This window comes from Streptomyces sp. NPDC026301, assembly GCF_055567935.1.
Genome location: NZ_JBVHPN010000001.1, coordinates 29,853 through 47,488 on the forward strand (window position 1 = coordinate 29,853; position 17,636 = coordinate 47,488).

A 17,636-nucleotide genomic window follows, 5' to 3' on the forward strand; every position below is an offset into this window, starting at 1 on the left:
CCGGGTGCGACCTGACAGGCCGAGATCCGGCCAAGGCCACCCGGTCGGCACAGCCACGGGCCCGGCGGCCCGGTGGCTGTGCCGGTGCGGTCCGGGCTCTTATGCCCCCGAGTACGCCCCGGAGACCGTCTCCAGCTGCCGCTCGGCTTCCCGGGCGGCGAAGGGGCACTGCCAGTCGGCGGGCTTGGGGCGGCCGGAGTAGCGGCGGGCCTCGGAGAGCTGCTCGTACTCGTACAGGTTGGGGTTGATGTCCCCCTGCAGCTTGATGTCCTGCTTGCGTATCTTGTCCGCCAGCCGGTCCCACATGCCGGCGCCCTTGATGAGGTCGAACTGCTCGTGGGAGTTGAAGGCCAGCATGGGGAAGGGAGGCCGGCGGCCCCAGCGGCGGTGCGTCTCGTGCAGACCGATCACGAAGAAGGGATGGCCGGCGACGCTGAACGCGAACTGCCCGGACTGGGGATCGGACGAGTAGCCGTCGGCCCAGCGATGGGATTCCGCGTCCTGCTCGTGGAGCAGTTGCAGCTGCTCCCAGAGAAGCTCTTCGAACCGCAGCTCATCGACTCCGCGAGGTTGCTCGAACGTCGCGATGAAGCTGGTGAACGTCCGGGGGCTCCAGTCCGCCGCGCCGACGAATTCCGCGAGGTCGAGCGCCATCAGCCGGGCGGCTTCCGTACTCCCCATCCGGTCGTAGTGCCGGTGGGTGATCCCGCCCCGGCGCCAGGCCGACCGGCCCGCCAGGCAGGAGAACCGCTCCCCCAGGATGAACTCCTCGACCTCGCCACGCGCATCCGCCGTCATGGCCAGCCTTCCTTCCAATTACGTGCCTCCTCACAGGGAGATCGTTCCGGTGTGCCTGGCTGATTGTGACGGCCGAAGGCCGGTCAAAGAAAATCCGCGGCGGAACGCGCGATGACGAATCGCCCGCATCCCCCTGCAATCGGGTGGTTGTGCGCCGCCGGACACCGTCACGGGGCAGGCGTTCCGGAGTCGTGAGGAACTCCGGAGGCGTGAGGAACAAGGAATCCAGGAACCCAGGAATCAGCAACCGAGGAAACAGGAACCGAGGAGAGGTGTGGCATGAGTGAGTACGAGCGTTCCCGGACGATGCCGGCGCTGCCCGAGCACGTCTTCGACCAGGCGAGCGATGTGTCGCGGCTCGATTCCTGGATGCCGGCGGAGCTGCACGTACGGGAGGAGGAGCTGCCGGCCGTGACGGTGCACGAGGACCGTACGGGCGAGGACGCGTCCGCTCTCTTCCGGGCCCAGTCCGACCAGCAGCGCCTGGAGTGGGGCACCCGGGAGACCGGCAGCTACGCCGGGTGGCTGCAGGTCGCCGGCATCGGGAGCGGGGCGAGCGAGGTGACCATCCACCTGTCCTTCTTCGAGGCGTCCCACGACCCGGGCGGCGAGGCCGTGGACGCCGCGCTGGACCGGAGCCTGGAGCGGCTGGCGGAGCAGGTGCGGCTGCGTGTCGACGACGCGGGATAGCCGACAGCGCGGGGCAGCGGCAAAAGGGATATTCAATTCGTTTCGCCGCGCCGGCCGGCGGAAACCCGGCTCGGTGCGACCGCCGGAGCGGGCGGCGCCCGGCGCCCCCGCCCACGCCGGGATCGAGAGGTGGAAGATCATGCATCATGACGAGTTCCTGCGATCGGTACAGGCCGGAGCCGCGCTCCCCGACCACGGGGCGGCGGAGCGCGCGGTGCGGGCGACGCTGGAAACGCTGGCGGAGCGCATCCCCGACGGCCTCGCCGAACACGTGGCGGCCCAGCTGCCGCACGAGATCGGCGAGCACCTCCGCCGGGTGGTCGCCGCGCACGAGGGCGGGTCGGCCGAGCACCACACGGCGGAGCGGTTCGACCTGACGACCTTCGCCGCGCGGATCGCCTGGCGCGGCGGGGTCTCGGAGGACGCCGCGCTGCAGGAGGCGAGCGCGGTCTTCGAAACGCTGGACGCGGCGCTCGCGCCCGAGCTCAGCGAGAAGCTGGGCAGCGTCCTGCCGCCCGACATCCGCGAGCTGCTGCCGACGAGCCGGGTGGAGGACCGTTGACCGCGAACCGGGCACCTGACCTGCGTGCCGCCGTGATCACCGGGGCGGACTCCGGCATCGGCCGCGCCACCGCCGTACGCCTCGCCGAGCAGGGCGTGGACATCGGCATCACCTGGCACACCGACCGGGAGGGCGCCGAGGCGACGGCCGCCGAGGTGCGCGGCAAGGGCCGGAACGCGGCGATCGAGCGGATGGACCTCGCGGACCCGCCGGCGGCGGCGCAGGTCGTCGACCGGCTCGCCGAGCGGCTCGGCCGGCTCGACGTCCTCGTCAACAACGCCGGCACCGGCACCGCGACGCCCTTCCTCGACATCGGCCACGAGACGTTCCAGCACGTGGTGGACGTCGACCTCATCGGCCCGTTCCTCTGTTCCCAGCTGGCCGCTCGGCGCATGATCGACCAGGGGGACGGCGGCCGGATCGTCAACGTCACCAGCGTGCACGAGCACCAGCCCCGGGTCGGCGCCGCACCGTACTGCGCTGCCAAGGGCGGGCTGGGCCTGCTGACGCAGGTCATGGCCCTGGAACTGGCCGAGTACGGCATCAACGTGAACGCCGTCGCGCCCGGTGAAATCGCCACCCCGATGACCGGGCAGGAGGACGCGGACGTGACCGTCAAGGACCGGCCCGGCGTCCCGCTGGGCAGGCCGGGCGACGCCCGCGAGGTGGCCGCCGTCATCGCCTTCCTCGCCGGCCCGGACGCGGCGTATGTGACGGGGGCATCGTGGGCCGTCGACGGTGGCATGCTGCGGATGGGCCCGCAGGCCGGCTCCCACCTCACGGACCACAGCTGGCGCCGCCCCTGAGGCCCCTGCAGGCCTCGACACCGTACGGACGCCGCGGCCTTACGTGGCGCTGCGCTCGCTCTCGTCCCGGAGCTCGCGCTCCACGGCGCGGTTGCGGGCGTCGTCCGGGCGGCCGGCCGCGCTGCCGGGCCGGCCGGCCCTGAGCAGCTCGCGCCAGCGTTCCGGGCTCCAGTCGGCCGGCCGGGTCGTGGCGATGAAGTGCTGCACCGCGGCGAGGAAGCGGTCCGGATCGGCGGTGAAGGGGAAGTGCCCTGCACCCTCGAAGACCTCCAGACGGCTGCCGGGCATCGCGGCGTGCGCGCGGTACGCGTGCCGTACGGGCAGCACGCCGTCCCGTGACCCCCACAGCAGCAGGGTGGGCATGCCCTCGGCCAGGTAGCACCGGTCCAGCATGGTGATGACCTGGCCGCGCCAGTCGACCACCGCGCGCAGGCTGCGGACGAACGCGCTCCGGGACGCCGCGTCCGGGAGCGAGTCGACCAGCCGGAGCAGGGCCGGCGCGTCCTGCCCGAGGTCCGTGCCGAGGCCCTTGAGCAGCCCGACGACCAGCCGGGTCTGGCAGCGCATCCCCGGCAGGCCGAGCACCGACAGCAGTGCGGCGGCCACCGGCAGGGACACGGCCCGCAGGACGGGGGTGACCTCCCGGCCCACGCCGCCCGCGCTGACCAGCACCAGGCGCTCGGTGCGCTCGGGGAACTGGTACGCGAACTGCATGGCCACCCCGCCGCCGAGCGAGTGCCCGATCAGGGTCGCGCGGTCGATGCCGAGGACGCCGAGCAGGTCGCGGACGCCGTTGGCGTAGGCGGCGACCGAGTAGTCGGCGCGGGGCTTGTCGGAGGCGCCGTGGCCGAGCAGGTCGGGGGCGATCACGGTGTGGTTCCTGGCCAGCGCCGGGAGGACGCCCTCCCAGGTCGCGGAGGAGTCCCCGATGCCGTGCAGGAACACGAGGGCGGGTCCACGGCCCGCGAGCCGGAAGGCGCGGCGGTAACCGTGCACCACGTGGTAGCGCAGCTCCACGTCGTCCTGCACGCCCGACGCCCCCTCCCCCGGCCGTCTCCCCGTCTCCCCGCTTCTCCGTGCGAGCGTAGAAGGTGTAGCACCCCGACACCGTTACCGGAGCGTTTCGCGCCCGCTACGACGCTTCGCGACGGCCGCCGTGGACGCGTCCCGGCGGCGGGCGGCCGCGGGTGCGGGGCCGTCCGCACCCCGTGATACTGAAAGGCGGGCCGTGCGCAGCAGAAGCGAGGAGGTACCAGTGGAACGACTGCCCCCGGTGATGAGCGACCCGCTCACCAACCACGGAACGGCCTTCACCCGCGCGGAACGTGACCGTCTCGGCCTCGTGGGCCGCCTGCCCGACGGCGTACTCACCCTCGATCAGCAGGCGCGGCGCGCGTACGGCCAGCTGCGGCGGCAGCCCACCGATCTGGCTGCGAACATCTACCTGGAGCAGCTGCACGACCGTAACGAGGTGCTGTACCACCGGTTGCTGACGGACCACCTCGTGGAGCTGCTGCCCATCGTCTACGACCCGACGGTCGGGCAGGCGATCAAGGACTACAGCCACGAATACCGGCGGCCCCGGGGCGTGTTCCTGTCCATCGACCGCCCGCAGGACCTGCGCCGCTCGTTCGAGGCACTGCAACTGTCCGCCGACGACGTGGACATGGTCGTGGTGACCGATGCCGAGCAGATCCTCGGCATCGGCGACTGGGGTGTGCACGGCATCCAGATCTCGGTCGGCAAACTCGCGGTGTACACGGCCGCGGCGGGCATCGACCCCGCGCGCTGTCTGCCGGTGGTGCTCGACGTCGGCACGGACAACGCGCAGTTGCTCAACGACCCGCTCTACCTGGGCGTACGGCACAGCCGCGCCCGGGGTGAGGAGTACGACCGGTTCGTCGCCGACTTCGTCGAGACCGTGTCCGCCCTGTATCCGCACGCGCTCCTGCACTTCGAGGACTTCGGGCCCGGCAACGCCCGGCGCATCCTGGAGCGGTACGGCGACCGCCACCGCCTGTTCAACGACGACATGCAGGGCACGGGGGCGATCACGCTCGCGGCGCTGCTGTCCGCGCTGGACGTGACCGGTGTCCCGTTCCGCGACCAGCGCGTCGTGGTGTTCGGCGCCGGCACGGCAGGCGTCGGCATCGCCGACCAGCTGCGCGCCGCCATGGTCCGCGACGGCCTGGACGAGGACGCCGCGACCGGGCGTTTCTGGCTCGTCGACAAGCAGGGGCTGCTGCTCGACGACATGTCCGACCTGCGCGACTACCAGCGCGGCTATGCCCGGCCCGCCGCCGAGGCCGCCGACTGGACCGACGGCCGCCCCGTCGACCTGCTGACGACCGTACGGAAGGTGCGTCCGACCGTTCTGATCGGTACCTCGACCGTGCGCGGGGCCTTCACCCGGGAGGTGGTGGAGGCGATGGCCGAGCACGTCGACCGGCCCATCGTCCTCCCGCTCTCCAACCCCACCGAGCGGATCGAGGTGCTCCCTTCCGACCTGCTGGACTGGACCGAGGGCCGGGCGCTGACGGCGGTCGGCATCCCGGTCGAGCCGGTGGAGGCCGGCGGCGTGCGGCATGTCATCGGCCAGGCCAACAACGCGCTCGTCTACCCGGGCGTGGGCCTGGGCGTCATCGTGTCGCGCGCCGAACGGGTCACGCCGGGGATGCTCCGGGCCGCGGCCGAGGCCGTCGCGGGCCAGGTGGCCACGGGCGAGCCCGGGGCGCCACTGCTGCCGGAGGTGGAGAACCTGCGCGCCTCCTCGGCGACGGTCGCGGTGGCGGTCGTACGAGCGGCGGCCGAGGACGGCGTGGCGACGGTCGTACCGGCCGACCCCGTACAGGCCGTACAGGACGCCATGTGGCAGCCGGAATACGGGCCGGTGTCAGACCCGCGTCCCTGACTCACGGCCCTGACTCACGGCCCTGACCCGCGCCCCGGGAGTCCCTGGCCCTCAGGCGCGGTGCGGATCCACGCGGTGCCGGACCCAGACGTTGGGTTCGACGTAGGCCGCGTGGTCATGGGCGGTGTCGCAGTGCACGGGGACCAGGGCGCCGGGCACCTCGATGTCACCGTCGCGGTCGAAGGGCAGGCCGGTCCACCGCCGCCACTGGGCCAGGGAGCCGCTGACCGTCATCGACGCCGGGGCGATCCTCTCGATGGTGCCGCCGGCCTTGACGTGCACGCGTAGCCACGGGTCGGCCGGCAGTCCGTCCGCGCGCCGCCGGCGGACGTAGTCGGCCATGGGGACGCGCGGTTCACGATGCTTGGCCGTCGGGCGGACCGGGGCCAGCAGCACGTCGTGGCCCTGCTCGCCGACGGCGCTGCGCAGCGCCTCCAGCATCCGGTAGGACAGCCCGCGGCCGAGGTACTCGGTGTCCACCGTGATCTCCAGCGCACTGGCCGTCGTCGGCGGGTGCCCGTCGCGCCGGTCGTGGAACGCCCACCCCAGCACCCGGTCCCAGCCCCGGTCCGGCGTCTCCTCGCGGCCGTCGCGCCCGCCGTCGAAGGGCACGCTCAGCCCGCGCGCCACGACGCGGTCACCGTCCGTCGCCACCACGCAGTACTCGGGGAAGTCCGCGGCCACCCGGCCCAACAGGGCGTCCGCCACCGGGTCGTGCGGTATGAAGGCCGGCCAGGTCTCGGTGAGCTCGTAGAGACGGGGCAGCAGCGCCGGGCGCTCGGCGACGGGGGTGATCCGGATGCGGTCGGTGTCTGTCACAGCGCGGACGCTGCCACAAGGACACCGCTGCGGCCAGCGGTTTTCTCCGGCCCTGCGTGCCTGGCCGACAAGCGGCTACACGTCAGTGGCGCGGCAGCCCATGGTCGGAGGGCGGGGCACGAGCGCCGGCCGGCCGCCGACGGGCTCCTGCGCGCGCTTCGTTGGTCGTGGGCGCCACCTGGCGGGCAAGGTCAGGGGCTCCCGAACAGGGAGGAGTTGGCATGATCTTCTTCCGGCGGTCCCGCCTGAAGGCACGCGCCGTGAAGCAGAGGACGAGGCAGGCCGCCGGCCGCACCGCGGAGGCGCTGGACGCCCGGCTGCCGGTCGCCGAGGGCGGCGGGCTGCTGCGCAAGCCGTTCCCCGACCACTGGTCGTTCCTCCTGGGCGAACTGGCCCTGTACAGCCTGATCGTGCTGATCCTGACGGGGGTCTACCTCACGCTCTTCTTCAAACCCGACATGCACGAGGTGGTGTACCGCGGCGCGTACACACCGCTCTCCGGCATCCGCATGTCCGAGGCGTTCGACTCCACCCTGCACATCAGCTTCGACATCCGCGGCGGGCTGCTGATCCGGCAGATGCACCACTGGGCCGCGCTCGTCTTCATCGCGGCGATCGGCGTCCACCTGCTGCGGGTCTTCTTCACCGGGGCGTTCCGCAAGCCCCGCGAGGTGAACTGGATGATCGGGGTGACGCTCTTCCTGCTGGCGCTGGCGGAGGGCTTCGCGGGCTACTCGCTCCCCGACGACCTGCTGTCGGGCACCGGGCTGCGGATCGCGCAGGGCATCATGCTGTCGCTGCCGCTCGTCGGGTCGTACGTCAGCATGTTCGCCTTTGGCGCGGAGTTCCCCGGCCACGACATGATCTCCCGGCTGTACGGGGCGCACATCCTGCTCATTCCCGGCCTGATCCTGGCCCTGGTCACCGTCCATCTGATCCTGGTCTTCTACCTCAAGCACACCCAGTGGGCGGCCCCGGGCCGCACCAACCGCAATGTGGTCGGCAAGCCCCTCTTCCCCCACTTCATGGCCACGTCGGGCGGCCTGTCCCTCATGGTCTTCGGGGTGACGGCGTTCCTCGGCGGGGTGGCGCAGATCAACCCGGTCTGGGTGTACGGCCCTTACCGTCCCGACCAGGCGTCCACCGGCGCCCAGCCGGACTGGTACGTCGGCTTCCTGGAGGGCGCGCTGCGGCTCGTACCGCCGTGGGAGACGTCGGTCGCAGGCCACACCCTCATGTGGAACGTGCTGCTCCCGGCCGTGGTGCTGCCGCTCGCGCTGTTCGCGCTGCTGTACGCGTACCCGTTCGCCGAGGCGTGGGTGACCGGTGACCGGCGCGAGCACCATCTGTGCGACCGGCCGCGCGACCGGCCCGTGCGCACCGCGCTCGGCACGGCGGCCGTCAGCGCGTACGCGGTACTGCTGCTGGCCGGCGGGAACGACGTGGTGGCCGACACCCTCGGCATCTCCCTCAACGCCCTGACCTGGCTGCTGCGGACGGCGCTGATCGTGCTGCCCGTCGTCGTGTTCCTGGTGGTCAAGCGGGTGTGCCTGGCGCTGCGGGAAGCCGAGTTGGAGCGGCTGGCCGAGGGCGAGGAGACCGGGCGGATGCGCCAGACGGTCGAGGGCGGTTACGAGGAGGAGCACCGGCCGATGGGCGAGGAGGAGCGGTACGTGGTGCTGTACGGCAGCATGCCGGCGGCGCCGCCGCTGACGGCGGCCGGGCGGGACGGGTCTCCGGAGGAGGCCGACGGGGCCGGTGCGGACGGCGATGCCGGGCGGCTGCGGGCCGCGCTCAGCCATTGGTTCGCGGCGGCCTCGCACCCGCGCACGGACTCCCGGGAGCCCGGCCGTCAGCTGCGCGACCGGCGTCAGCTCCGCGACCGGCCGGCGGGCGGCTCGTCGCCGGACTCCTGACGGTCCTGACGCCCCGCGTACTGGAACACCATCTCGAAGACGCCGAGGGCCAGCACGCCCGCCCCCAGCAGCGCCAGCCACAGCCCGAAGACGACGCCGAGCGCGACGACCGTGAAGCCCGCGGCGACGACGAGGGGCCAGGGGCTGGCGGGCGGGAAGAAGTCCAGCGGCCCGGCGGTGTCGGCCACCTCGGCGTCGCGGCGGTCCTGCGCCCGCTGCCCGCGCCGCCGGTACTGCACGGCCAGGAAGAAGGCGACCAGCGCGGCCATCAGACAGGCCACGATCAGCACGCTGGCGCCCGCGGGGTCGTGGCCGTATCTGCCGTAGACGCCCGCGGTGACGGCGAAGAAGACCGCCACACCGGCGAAGAGAACGGCTTCGGTCTTCATGTGTCCTCCCCCTGCTCCTTCTTCTCCTCCGCCGGCTTCACGTGTGCCACTCCTTCTCCGGATGGTGCAGGTCAAAGGCGGGCGACTCGGAGCGGATGCGCGGCAGGGCGACGAAGTTGTGGCGCGGCGGCGGGCAGGAGGTGGCCCACTCCAGGGACCGGCCGTAGCCCCACGGGTCATCCGTGCCGACGCGCGTGCCGTACTTCGCGGTCTTCCACACGTTGTACAGGAACGGCAGCGTCGAGGCGCCCAGCAGGAACGCGCCGATGGACGAGACGGTGTTGAGGACCGTGAAGCCGTCGGCGGCGAGGTAGTCGGCGTAGCGGCGCGGCATGCCGTTCTCGCCGAGCCAGTGCTGCACGAGGAAGGTGGTCTGGAAGCCCACGAACAGCGTCCAGAAGTGGATCTTGCCGAGCCGCTCGTCCAGCATCTTCCCCGTCAGCTTCGGCCACCAGAAGTAGAAGCCGCCGAACATCGCGAACACGACCGTCCCGAACAGCACATAGTGCAGGTGCGCCACGATGAAGTACGAGTCGGTGAGGTGGAAGTCCAGCGGCGGCGAGGCGATCAGTACGCCGCTGAGCCCGCCGAGCAGGAACGTCACGAGGAAGCCGACCGCCCACAGCATCGGCGGTTCGAAGGAGAGGGACCCGCGGTACATGGTCCCGATCCAGTTGAAGAACTTCACCCCCGTGGGCACCGCGATGAGGAACGACATCAGGGAGAAGAACGGCAGCAGCACCGCGCCGGTGGCGAACATGTGGTGCGCCCAGACCACGGCCGACAGCATGGTGATCGCGACGGTCGCGCCGATCAGCCCGACGTACCCGAAGACCGGCTTGCGGGAGAAGACCGGCAGGATCTCCGTCACGATGCCGAAGAACGGCAGCGCGACGATGTACACCTCGGGGTGGCCGAAGAACCAGAACAGGTGCTGCCACAGGATCGCCCCGCCGTTGGCCGCGTCGAAGACGTGCGCGCCGAACTTCCGGTCCGCCTCCAGTGCCAGCAGCGCCGCCGTCAGCACAGGGAAAGCCGGGAGCACGAGGATCGAGGTGAAGAGCACGTTCCAGGTGAAGATCGGCATCCGGAACATCGTCATGCCGGGCGCGCGCAGGCACATGATGGTGGTGATGAAGTTGACCGCGCCGAGCGTGGTGGACACACCCGCCACGACCAGGCCCATGGTCCACAGGTCACCGCCGGTGCCCGGTGACCGGACGGCCCCGTTCAGCGGCGCGTACGCGAACCACCCGAAGGCCGCGGCCCCGCCGGGCACCAGGAATCCGCTCACCACCATCAGGGCGCCGAAGAGGTACATCCAGTACGACAGCGCGTTCAGGCGGGGGAAGGCCACGTCCGGCGCGCCGATCTGGAGCGGCATGACGGCGTTCGCGAACCCCGCGAAGAGCGGGGTGGCGAAGAGCAGCATCATGACCGTGCCGTGGATCGTGAACAGCTGGTTGTAGAGGTGCTCGTCGACGATCTGCAGCCCTGGCCGCGCCAGCTCGGCCCGCATCAGCAGGGCGAGTACGCCGCCGAAGAGGAAGAAGCAGAAGGACGTCACCAGGTACAGATTGCCGATCACCTTGTGATCGGTGGTCCGCGTCAGCCGGACCAGTCGCCTGCCCAGCGACGGGGCCGGTCGGTACACCGGCCGCACCACGCCGTCCGCCAGTTCGGTCACAGCCTCGCCTCCCGGGAACACGCCGACTCAGCGGCGTCCGAGTGCCCCGGCCGGCGGCGGAGAATCCGCACCGCGGGCCACCGGGACCAAACCGTCGCCGCTCCGGCTCCGAATGACTCGTGTACCGGAATTCCCCGGGCACCGGAATTCCCGGGTTCCGGACGGACGTCGTAGAGGATCACCGCGTGAAAGAAATCGTGCGCATCGGGGAGAGCCCGGCACCGGGTCCGGATCTGCCGGCGCTGATGGAGTCCGTCGCCCGCGGGGACGAGGAGGCGTTCTCGGGCGTCTACGACATCGTCGCGGGGCCCGTCCTGGGCGTGGTGCGCGGCGTGCTGCGCGATCACGCCCAGTCGGAAGAGGTGACGCAGGAGGTGCTGGTCGAGGTGTGGCGGACGGCGGCCCGTTACCGTCCGGAGCGCGGCGCGGCGATGAACTGGGTGCTGACGCTGGCGCACCGGCGCGCGGTGGACCGGGTGCGGTCGGCGGAGGCGTCGGCGAAGCGGGAGCGCAGGGCCGCGCTGCTGGACCGTACGCCGGAGTTCGACGAGGTGACGGAGCAGGTGGACGCCCGCCTGGAGCGGGAGCAGGTGCGCCGCTGCCTGCGGACGCTCACCGAACTGCAGCGGGAGTCGGTGTCCTTGGCGTACTACCGGGGGCTGTCCTACCGCGAGGTGGCGGAGCTGCTGTCGGTGCCGCTCGGGACGGTCAAGACGCGGCTGCGGGACGGTCTCATCCGGCTGCGTGACTGCCTGGGGGTGACCGCGTGACCGGCGCCGACCTGCACACCCTGACGGGCGCGTACGCCCTGCACGCCCTGCCCGACGACGAGCGCGCGGAGTTCGAGCGGCACCTGGCCGTGTGCGAGTCCTGCGCGCAGGAGGTGCGGGAGCTGTCCGCCACGGCCGGCCGGCTGGGCCTGGCGGTCTCCGTCACGCCGCGTCCCGGCCTCAAGGACGATGTGCTGCGGCGGATCACCACGGTCCGCCAGGAGGCTCCCCGTACGCCGCGGCCGCCGCACTCCGGACCCGTGTCGGCCCGGGCCCGGCGGCTGACGCGCTGGGCACTGGCCGCGTGTCTCGCCATCGCGGCGGCGCTCGGCGGCGTGGCGGTCTGGCAGCACGACCGGGCCGAGGACGCGCGCGAGGAGGCCCGGCGGGCCCAGCAGCACACGGAGGACCTGGCGGCGGTGCTGGGCGCGCGGGACGCGAAGGCCCGTACGGCCCGGTGGGGCAAGGAGGCAAGCGGTACGGTCGTCGTCTCGCGCAGCCGCGACCAGGCGGTGTTCATAGCCTCGGGGATGTCGAAGCCACCGGACGGCAAGGTGTACCAACTCTGGTTCGACGACAACGGAACGATGCGTTCCGCCGGGATGCTGGACCCGGCCCGGCCCACGGCCGCGGTCATGATGGGGCCGCTCGGCCGGGCGTCCGGCATGGGGATCACCATGGAACCGGCGGGCGGGTCGCCCCGGCCGACCTCCGCTCCGCTGACCATGGTGCACCTCCCCGCGTGACGCCCGCTCAAGGAAACCGTGCGCCGGTCCGATGAAGGACCACGTCGATCCCGTACAAGTCGAGCCAGTGCAAGTCGATCCAGTACGAGTCGATCCAGCAGAGGACCAACTCGATCCGGGAAAGGACCAATCCGCCGCCCGTCCGGCGACGGATTCCCCACGTGAGCAGAGACCAGAGATTTCGGGAAGCCCCGGCACGGGGCACGCGGCTGCGGGCACTGGCACCGGGAGCCCTCAGCGGGCTCCTCGCCGGATACGCGGCGCTGGCCGTCGCGGAGCTGGCGTCGGCGGCGGTGCGGCCGCAGGCCGGCCCGGTCGTGGCGGTGGGCGGCGCGGCGATCGACCTGACCCCGGCGTCGGTGAAGGACTGGGCGATCCAGCGCTTCGGCACGGCCGACAAGCTCGTCCTCCAGCTCGGCATCCTGGCCGTACTGGCGCTGCTGGCGATCGCCCTGGGCGTCCTCGCGCTGCGCCACCGGCGGCTCGGCGCGGCGGGCGTCCTGCTGTTCGGCGTGGTCGGCGCGGTGGCGGCGACGAGCCGGCCGGACGCGTCCGCCGCCGACGCGCTGCCCTCGCTGGTCGGAGCGGCGGCGGGCAGCGGCCTGCTGTACTGGTTCGCCGGGCGGCTGAGCGCCCGTACGGCACCGGAACCGGCACCGGCTGATGGGCCCGCGGCCGGTGAGGGCAAGGGCTGGGACCGCCGCGGCTTCCTCCTCGCGGCCTCGGCCGCGGCGGCGGCCTCCACCGGGGCCGGCGTACTGGGCCGCACCCTCAACGGCGCGGGCAGCCACGCGCTCGCCTCCCGCAGCCACGTCGTCCTGCCCCCGCCGGCCTCCCCCGCGGCCCCCATCCCTCGGGGAGCCGGGCTGCGTATCGCGGGCCTCGGCCCGTTCGTCACCCCGTCCAAGGACTTCTACCGGATCGACACGGCACTCCTCGTGCCCAAGGTCGACGCCACGACCTGGCGGCTGCGCATCCACGGCAAGGGCGTCACCGCGCCGCTGACGCTGACCTTCGACGATCTCCTCCACCGCGACCTGATCGAACGCGACATCACCCTCGCCTGCGTATCCAACGAGGTCGGCGGCTCGTTGGTGGGCAACGCGCGCTGGATCGGCGTACGGCTGGCCGAGCTGCTCCGGGAGTGCGGCGTCCGGCCGCCGTCACGGGGCGGCCCGGCCGACCAGCTGGTGGCCCGGTCGGTGGACGGCATGACGATCGGCAGTCCGGTCGAGGACGTCATGGACGGCCGGGACGCGATGCTGGCGCTGGGCATGAACGGCCGGCCGCTGCCGTTCGAGCACGGCTTCCCGGTACGGATGGTCGTCCCCGGCCTGTACGGCTACGTCTCGGCCTGCAAGTGGATCGAGGACATCGAACTCACCACCTTCGACGCCTACGACGCGTACTGGGTCGAGCGCGCGTGGGCCCCCAAGGCACCGGTCAAGACGCAGTCGCGCATCGACACCCCCCAGCCGGCCGCCCGGCCGCGGGCCGGCACGGTCATGATCGCCGGCGTCGCGTGGGCGCAGCACCGCGGCATCGACCGGGTGGAGGTGCGGGTGGACGACGGGCCGTGGCAGCGGGCCGAACTCGCCTCCGAGGACACCCGCGACACCTGGCGCCAGTGGTCCCTCCCCTGGCGGGCCGCTCCCGGCACCCACACCCTCACGGTCCGCGCCACGGACCGCACCGGAAAAACCCAGCCCGCACACCGCACTCCCCCCGCCCCCGACGGCGCGACCGGCCACCACTCGGTGGTCGTCAGTGTCGACTGACACCCCCGGTCTCCCTCAGCCCTCCAGGACTCGGTCGGTGTCCAGTCGGGTGAGGAGCTCGGGGTGGTGCAGCTCTGCCAAGGGAGCCAGCAGGTCCGGGTGGCGCAGGAGGGCGGCGGCCTGCTGGTCGTGGGCGTCGGGCGAGACCAGGCGGCGGAATTCGACCGGTGTGCCGGACGTGTGCCAGGAGTCGGCGAGGGCGGTCACCGCGGTGGCGGCCAGGGCCGGCGTACTGAGCAGGGACGCCGCCCAGCTCGCGACGACCTCGTCCACCCATGACCGCCACGCGCTCTCCGCCTCGTCGTCCTCTCCGGGGACATCCGCGCCGGTGAGCCAGTCGAGCCGGCCGGAGCCGCCCGGACCGGTGACCGAGACCAGCGCGGCGTCCATCGCCGTCGGGTAGCGCAGCCAGGCCGCGACGGTCACGGCCTGCCGGGCCTGCGCTTCGGTGAGGGCAACGCTCATGGCGCCGCCGCTCGACGGATACGCGCAGGTCAGCCACTGGGTGGTCGCCGATATCAGCAGGGAGAGGTCCGTGGGCACCGATGAGCCGTCCGAGTCAGCGAGGGGGCAGGACGTACAGAACGTTACTCAGCGGAACTCTCCGGATAAATGACGCAGGTCACGACGGAGGAGTGGCGTTCGTCTCCGCGTGTCCAGTACCGACACGCCGCCTGTTCGGGTGGTTGAACGATCCGCGGCGACGGAGGAGTGACGCAGGGGGCAGGCATCGTCATCGGGTACCGGACCGGTGCCCGTCGGCGACCGGCCCGAGGACGTCTCCCGCGCCCCGGCCGGCAACGAAAGGAGCATTGACCATGATCGCTGTACGAGGCGTGGCGGCGACCGCCGTGCTGGTGATGGCTGTGACCGGCACGGTCACGACGACCGCGGCCGCGGCTGCGCCCGCGACCGCGACCGCGACGAGCTCGCGCCCGACCGATGGGGCGTTTCTGAGGACCGTGCACCAGGGGAACTTGGCGGAGATCGCGGCCGGGCGGGATGCGGGCACCAACGCCACCACGCGCTGCGTGAAGAGACTCGGCGCCACGCTGGTGCGCGATCACCGGAGGCTGGACAGGGACATCACGGCCCTCGCGGACAAGCTGCATGTGCGGCTGCCCGGCTCACCCAGCGCGGAACAGCGGCACGCGCTGGCGGACGTACAGGCCAAGAAGGGCACGCGAGCGTACGACAGGGCGTGGCTGAGGATGGAATCCTCGGATCACGTGAAGACGCTGGCGCTGATCGGCCGTGAGCTCCGGACGGGCCGCAACAGCGAGGTGAAAGCCGCCGCCCGCAAGGCGCGGCCCGTGGTGGCGAGGCATCTGGCGGCGGTGTTCGTGTGCAGGACGACCACGCACGCCGCCCCGCCGACGCACCATCACTGACCGCCACGCGGGAGTCCCCTCCGGCCGGCTCCTGCCCGGCGAACCACGGTCACCGCAACGCACCAACTCCTCGGGCGCGCCCGGACTTTCGCGTCCGGGCGCGCCCGACAGCGAGGAGACGGAAGTAGAGGAGGCGGAAGTCGAGGAGACGGAAGTACTCGACGGGGGCGCGCAACTCCCCAGTATCTGCTGAGCCGCGAGCGGTCAGGCGGTCAGCCGGCATCGGTCGGCAGCGGGCGGACCGTGAGGATCTGCTGCGCATGGCCGACGGGACCGTTGATGTCGTGCAGCACGGTGCTGGTGATGCCCTGGCCGGTGGGCCCGAAGGTGACAGTGGTGTCCAGTCCGGTCCAACGGCCTTCGGGCCGGCGGTGGAGGTGGACGGTGAGGTCGACGTTGGGGAACATCCAGTCGGTGGGCGACTGGCGCACGGCGATGCCGTTGGCGGTGTCGACGAGGGCCAGGTAGGACGCCAGCTGACTGCTGGGCTGCCCGGCGACGAGGTCGAGAGGGGTGGACACCCAGGCGGTCGTGCCGCCCGGCTGCGGCGGGGCGACCGGCCGGACGTCCAGGGAGGCGATGTACCCGCCCGGCCATACGGAGGCCAGCGGCCAGGAGGGCAGCGACTCGGGCGGCTGGAGCCTGTCGCCGGCGCCACCGGCCACGGCCGCGGTGTCCACGGCGGCGAGCAGCCAGGCGCGCGCCCGGACCACGGGGCGGTCGGCGATCCGCACAACGGCCTCGATCAGCTCGATCGTACGGCCCGGCCGCAGTGTTTCCACGAGGATCTCGCACTCGTCGAGGGCGAGGCGCCCGAGGATGTCGAAGCTGATCCGCCCGAGGACCAGCCCGCTGTGCGGACGCGCGGCCAGATGACGCTCCATGGCGTGCAAGATGAGCCCACCGAGCGGACTGAAGTGCTGCTCATTGACGTCCCATGCGCCGCTCGCGTGGGCGGTGGGCTTGTAGCGGTGCTCGTCTATGGGCTCGAAAAAGCTGTCGGAGTGCGGCGCGCCGGTGCTCAACGGAAGGTTCTCCTCATCCTGATGCCGGGGTGTCAGAGGACTTTGATGAGGATGACACAGCAGGCGGTGCCGACACCCACACTGAGCGCGTGACCTCGCGCTTCACGAGGAAGAACGTCAAGCCGGGCCCGTAGCCGCGGGCCGGCGGGCCGTGTCGGGCGGCCAGACGGGGCGGTGGCCTTCGGGGAGAGTGGCGAGGGCTTGGGTGACGGTGGTGAAGACCGGGAGCAGCTCGCTGCTGCCGGTCTGGTCCAGTACGTGCCGTACGCGGCGGCCCACGCACGCCAGCAGGAGCCGGCCCTGGCGGCGACGCAGCAGCCAGTGCAGGCCCAACAGGCAGTTCAGGCCGCGGGAGTCGCAGAAGGTGAGGGCGGAGCAGTCCAGGGCCAGGTAGCGGTAACCGGCGCCGACGCAGGCACCCATCGTGACGCGGAAGACCCCTTCGCTGCCGTGGTCCAGTTCGCCGCTGACGCGCAACACTGCGCCGGCATCGCAGGAGGCGAGCGTGGTGATCGCCAGTCCGTCGGCGTTCGGCATCCAGCACCTCCGGCGCGCTTCATGCCACTTCCACTTCCCCGTTGCTGCGGATCGTACGTGCCATGCGAGGAGAAACAAGACGGTTTCCCCGAGTCTCCTTTCCTCCGTGCCCCTTTCTCCATGCCCGTCCCGCTTCTCCCCGTTCCCCGTTGCCCTTTTCCCGTTGCCTTTTCCACTGGGGAGTTGACGTGGTGGCCCGACCCGGCCGACCGTGCACCGTACGCACTGTGCGGTACGGTCCGTTCAGGCGACACCCGGTGAGAGGAGGTGGGCACAGTGGCCGGACCTGTGGCTCGCACCGCCATGGACGACCGAGCCCAACTCCGCACGATGATCGACTTCGCCCGCCGCCACTTGGAGAGCAACGCGGCCGAGGCCGAGGCGTTCGCCCCTGGCGACCAAGGCGGCCAGATGCGCCACCGCCTCGCCGGCCTCAAGAAGACGATCGAACTGCTTCTGGAGGCCGCCGAACCGCTGGCCGCCCCACCTCGACGCAACGCGCCCCGGCCGGACGGCACGGCCACATAACCCGGCGATCGCACCCGCCCCGGCCGGGCACTGATAGGAATACCGTGCGGACTGATAAGGCATCACTTATCAGCAGTGGGCCCTACGCCTGGAACCCTTGCCTGTTCAGGGTCGACGCCCTGTCCCGTGTGCACCGAACCGGAGGCGCGGCATCCGTCAAGCCTCGGCCATTACCTGGAGTATCCCACTTGCTCCGTTGAGCGACCGTTGCCAGGATGCGGTGCACTTCGAGATATGACCCGGATGCATGCCAACGTCAGAGTCACGTCAGAGATCCAAGCCG

General features: G+C 71.8%; 18 protein-coding genes. 10 read left to right on the plus strand and 8 right to left on the minus strand.

The window, feature by feature from the left end; translation table 11 throughout:
- Nucleotides 1-99: 99 nt before the first annotated feature.
- Nucleotides 100-798, minus strand: coding sequence for a guanitoxin biosynthesis heme-dependent pre-guanitoxin N-hydroxylase GntA (gene gntA, locus ACZ4MH_RS00130; RefSeq protein WP_351595877.1), 699 nt, complete (start codon nucleotides 796-798; stop codon nucleotides 100-102).
- A gap of 279 nt (nucleotides 799-1,077) precedes the next feature.
- Between gntA and ACZ4MH_RS00135 the strand changes: the two genes are divergently transcribed.
- From ACZ4MH_RS00135 to ACZ4MH_RS00145, 3 genes are all read left to right on the plus strand, one after another.
- The gene (locus tag ACZ4MH_RS00135; protein WP_351595880.1) at nucleotides 1,078-1,488 is read left to right on the plus strand and encodes an SRPBCC family protein; all 411 of its coding nucleotides are present in this window, start codon (nucleotides 1,078-1,080) and stop codon (nucleotides 1,486-1,488) included.
- 139 nt (nucleotides 1,489-1,627) lie between these two features.
- Nucleotides 1,628-2,050: a DUF2267 domain-containing protein gene (locus ACZ4MH_RS00140; protein ID WP_351595883.1), complete on the plus strand. Its 423-nt coding sequence runs from the start codon at nucleotides 1,628-1,630 to the stop codon at nucleotides 2,048-2,050.
- Nucleotides 2,047-2,856: an SDR family oxidoreductase gene (locus tag ACZ4MH_RS00145; RefSeq protein ID WP_351595886.1), complete on the plus strand. Its 810-nt coding sequence runs from the start codon at nucleotides 2,047-2,049 to the stop codon at nucleotides 2,854-2,856. The genes ACZ4MH_RS00140 and ACZ4MH_RS00145 overlap by 4 nt, the downstream gene beginning before the upstream one ends.
- A 39-nt stretch (nucleotides 2,857-2,895) precedes the next feature.
- Here the strand turns inward: ACZ4MH_RS00145 and ACZ4MH_RS00150 are convergent, their stop codons facing one another.
- The gene (locus ACZ4MH_RS00150) at nucleotides 2,896-3,885 is read right to left on the minus strand and encodes an alpha/beta fold hydrolase (protein ID WP_351595889.1); all 990 of its coding nucleotides are present in this window, start codon (nucleotides 3,883-3,885) and stop codon (nucleotides 2,896-2,898) included.
- A 226-nt stretch (nucleotides 3,886-4,111) separates the two neighbouring features.
- Between ACZ4MH_RS00150 and ACZ4MH_RS00155 the strand changes: the two genes are divergently transcribed.
- The gene (locus tag ACZ4MH_RS00155) at nucleotides 4,112-5,767 is read left to right on the plus strand and encodes an NAD-dependent malic enzyme (RefSeq protein ID WP_351595892.1); all 1,656 of its coding nucleotides are present in this window, start codon (nucleotides 4,112-4,114) and stop codon (nucleotides 5,765-5,767) included.
- A 51-nt stretch (nucleotides 5,768-5,818) separates the two neighbouring features.
- Here the strand turns inward: ACZ4MH_RS00155 and ACZ4MH_RS00160 are convergent, their stop codons facing one another.
- Nucleotides 5,819-6,586, minus strand: coding sequence for an N-acetyltransferase (locus ACZ4MH_RS00160; protein ID WP_351595895.1), 768 nt, complete (start codon nucleotides 6,584-6,586; stop codon nucleotides 5,819-5,821).
- 221 nt (nucleotides 6,587-6,807) lie between these two features.
- Here ACZ4MH_RS00160 and qcrB point away from each other — a divergent pair, with 221 nt between their 5' ends.
- A complete protein-coding gene (gene qcrB, locus ACZ4MH_RS00165; protein ID WP_351595898.1) occupies nucleotides 6,808-8,502 on the plus strand; it encodes a cytochrome bc1 complex cytochrome b subunit in 1,695 nt (564 codons plus the stop codon).
- Here the strand turns inward: qcrB and ctaF are convergent.
- Complete coding sequence (gene ctaF / locus ACZ4MH_RS00170; protein WP_351595901.1) at nucleotides 8,457-8,891, minus strand: aa3-type cytochrome oxidase subunit IV; 435 nt, start codon at nucleotides 8,889-8,891, stop codon at nucleotides 8,457-8,459. The two genes, qcrB and ctaF, sit on opposite strands and share 46 nt — an antisense overlap.
- A 37-nt stretch (nucleotides 8,892-8,928) precedes the next feature.
- The gene (gene ctaD, locus ACZ4MH_RS00175) at nucleotides 8,929-10,557 is read right to left on the minus strand and encodes an aa3-type cytochrome oxidase subunit I (protein WP_467753891.1); all 1,629 of its coding nucleotides are present in this window, start codon (nucleotides 10,555-10,557) and stop codon (nucleotides 8,929-8,931) included.
- Nucleotides 10,558-10,763: 206 nt separating this feature from the next.
- Here ctaD and ACZ4MH_RS00180 point away from each other — a divergent pair, with 206 nt between their 5' ends.
- The 3 genes from ACZ4MH_RS00180 to ACZ4MH_RS00190 all read left to right on the plus strand — a co-directional run bounded on the left by ACZ4MH_RS00180 (nucleotide 10,764) and on the right by ACZ4MH_RS00190 (nucleotide 13,872).
- Entirely contained in the window at nucleotides 10,764-11,348 is a 585-nt protein-coding gene (locus tag ACZ4MH_RS00180; protein WP_351595904.1) for a sigma-70 family RNA polymerase sigma factor, read from the plus strand.
- Entirely contained in the window at nucleotides 11,345-12,094 is a 750-nt protein-coding gene (locus tag ACZ4MH_RS00185) for an anti-sigma factor (RefSeq protein WP_351595907.1), read from the plus strand. The genes ACZ4MH_RS00180 and ACZ4MH_RS00185 overlap by 4 nt, the downstream gene beginning before the upstream one ends.
- A gap of 161 nt (nucleotides 12,095-12,255) precedes the next feature.
- Nucleotides 12,256-13,872, plus strand: a complete 1,617-nt coding sequence (locus ACZ4MH_RS00190) for a sulfite oxidase (protein WP_467753623.1) — start codon at nucleotides 12,256-12,258, stop codon at nucleotides 13,870-13,872.
- 15 nt (nucleotides 13,873-13,887) lie between these two features.
- Here ACZ4MH_RS00190 and ACZ4MH_RS00195 read toward each other — a convergent pair whose 3' ends face one another.
- Complete coding sequence (locus ACZ4MH_RS00195; protein WP_351595435.1) at nucleotides 13,888-14,415, minus strand: hypothetical protein; 528 nt, start codon at nucleotides 14,413-14,415, stop codon at nucleotides 13,888-13,890.
- Between the two features lie 275 nt (nucleotides 14,416-14,690).
- Between ACZ4MH_RS00195 and ACZ4MH_RS00200 the strand changes: the two genes are divergently transcribed.
- On the plus strand, nucleotides 14,691-15,263 hold the full coding sequence (locus ACZ4MH_RS00200) for a DUF4142 domain-containing protein (RefSeq protein ID WP_351595433.1): 573 nt from the start codon (nucleotides 14,691-14,693) through the stop codon (nucleotides 15,261-15,263).
- 212 nt (nucleotides 15,264-15,475) lie between these two features.
- Here the strand turns inward: ACZ4MH_RS00200 and ACZ4MH_RS00205 are convergent, their stop codons facing one another.
- On the minus strand, nucleotides 15,476-16,288 hold the full coding sequence (locus ACZ4MH_RS00205) for a thioesterase family protein (protein ID WP_351595430.1): 813 nt from the start codon (nucleotides 16,286-16,288) through the stop codon (nucleotides 15,476-15,478).
- Between the two features lie 117 nt (nucleotides 16,289-16,405).
- The gene (locus ACZ4MH_RS00210) at nucleotides 16,406-16,825 is read right to left on the minus strand and encodes an STAS domain-containing protein (protein WP_351595428.1); all 420 of its coding nucleotides are present in this window, start codon (nucleotides 16,823-16,825) and stop codon (nucleotides 16,406-16,408) included.
- Nucleotides 16,826-17,101: 276 nt separating this feature from the next.
- Here ACZ4MH_RS00210 and ACZ4MH_RS00215 point away from each other — a divergent pair, with 276 nt between their 5' ends.
- Nucleotides 17,102-17,353: a hypothetical protein gene (locus ACZ4MH_RS00215; protein WP_351595425.1), complete on the plus strand. Its 252-nt coding sequence runs from the start codon at nucleotides 17,102-17,104 to the stop codon at nucleotides 17,351-17,353.
- Nucleotides 17,354-17,636: the final 283 nt, after the last annotated feature.

What these genes read in the sequence shown, in the direction of transcription:
- gntA (WP_351595877.1), bottom strand. Translation starts at nt 798, where the DNA reads ATGACGGCGGATGCGCGTGGCGAGGTCGAGGAGTTCATCCTGGGGGAG.
- ACZ4MH_RS00135 (WP_351595880.1), top strand. Translation starts at nt 1,078, where the DNA reads ATGAGTGAGTACGAGCGTTCCCGGACGATGCCGGCGCTGCCCGAGCAC.
- ACZ4MH_RS00140 (WP_351595883.1), top strand. Translation starts at nt 1,628, where the DNA reads ATGCATCATGACGAGTTCCTGCGATCGGTACAGGCCGGAGCCGCGCTC.
- qcrB (WP_351595898.1), top strand. Translation starts at nt 6,808, where the DNA reads ATGATCTTCTTCCGGCGGTCCCGCCTGAAGGCACGCGCCGTGAAGCAG.
- ctaF (WP_351595901.1), bottom strand. Translation starts at nt 8,891, where the DNA reads ATGAAGACCGAAGCCGTTCTCTTCGCCGGTGTGGCGGTCTTCTTCGCC.
- ACZ4MH_RS00200 (WP_351595433.1), top strand. Translation starts at nt 14,691, where the DNA reads ATGATCGCTGTACGAGGCGTGGCGGCGACCGCCGTGCTGGTGATGGCT.
- ACZ4MH_RS00210 (WP_351595428.1), bottom strand. Translation starts at nt 16,825, where the DNA reads ATGCCGAACGCCGACGGACTGGCGATCACCACGCTCGCCTCCTGCGAT.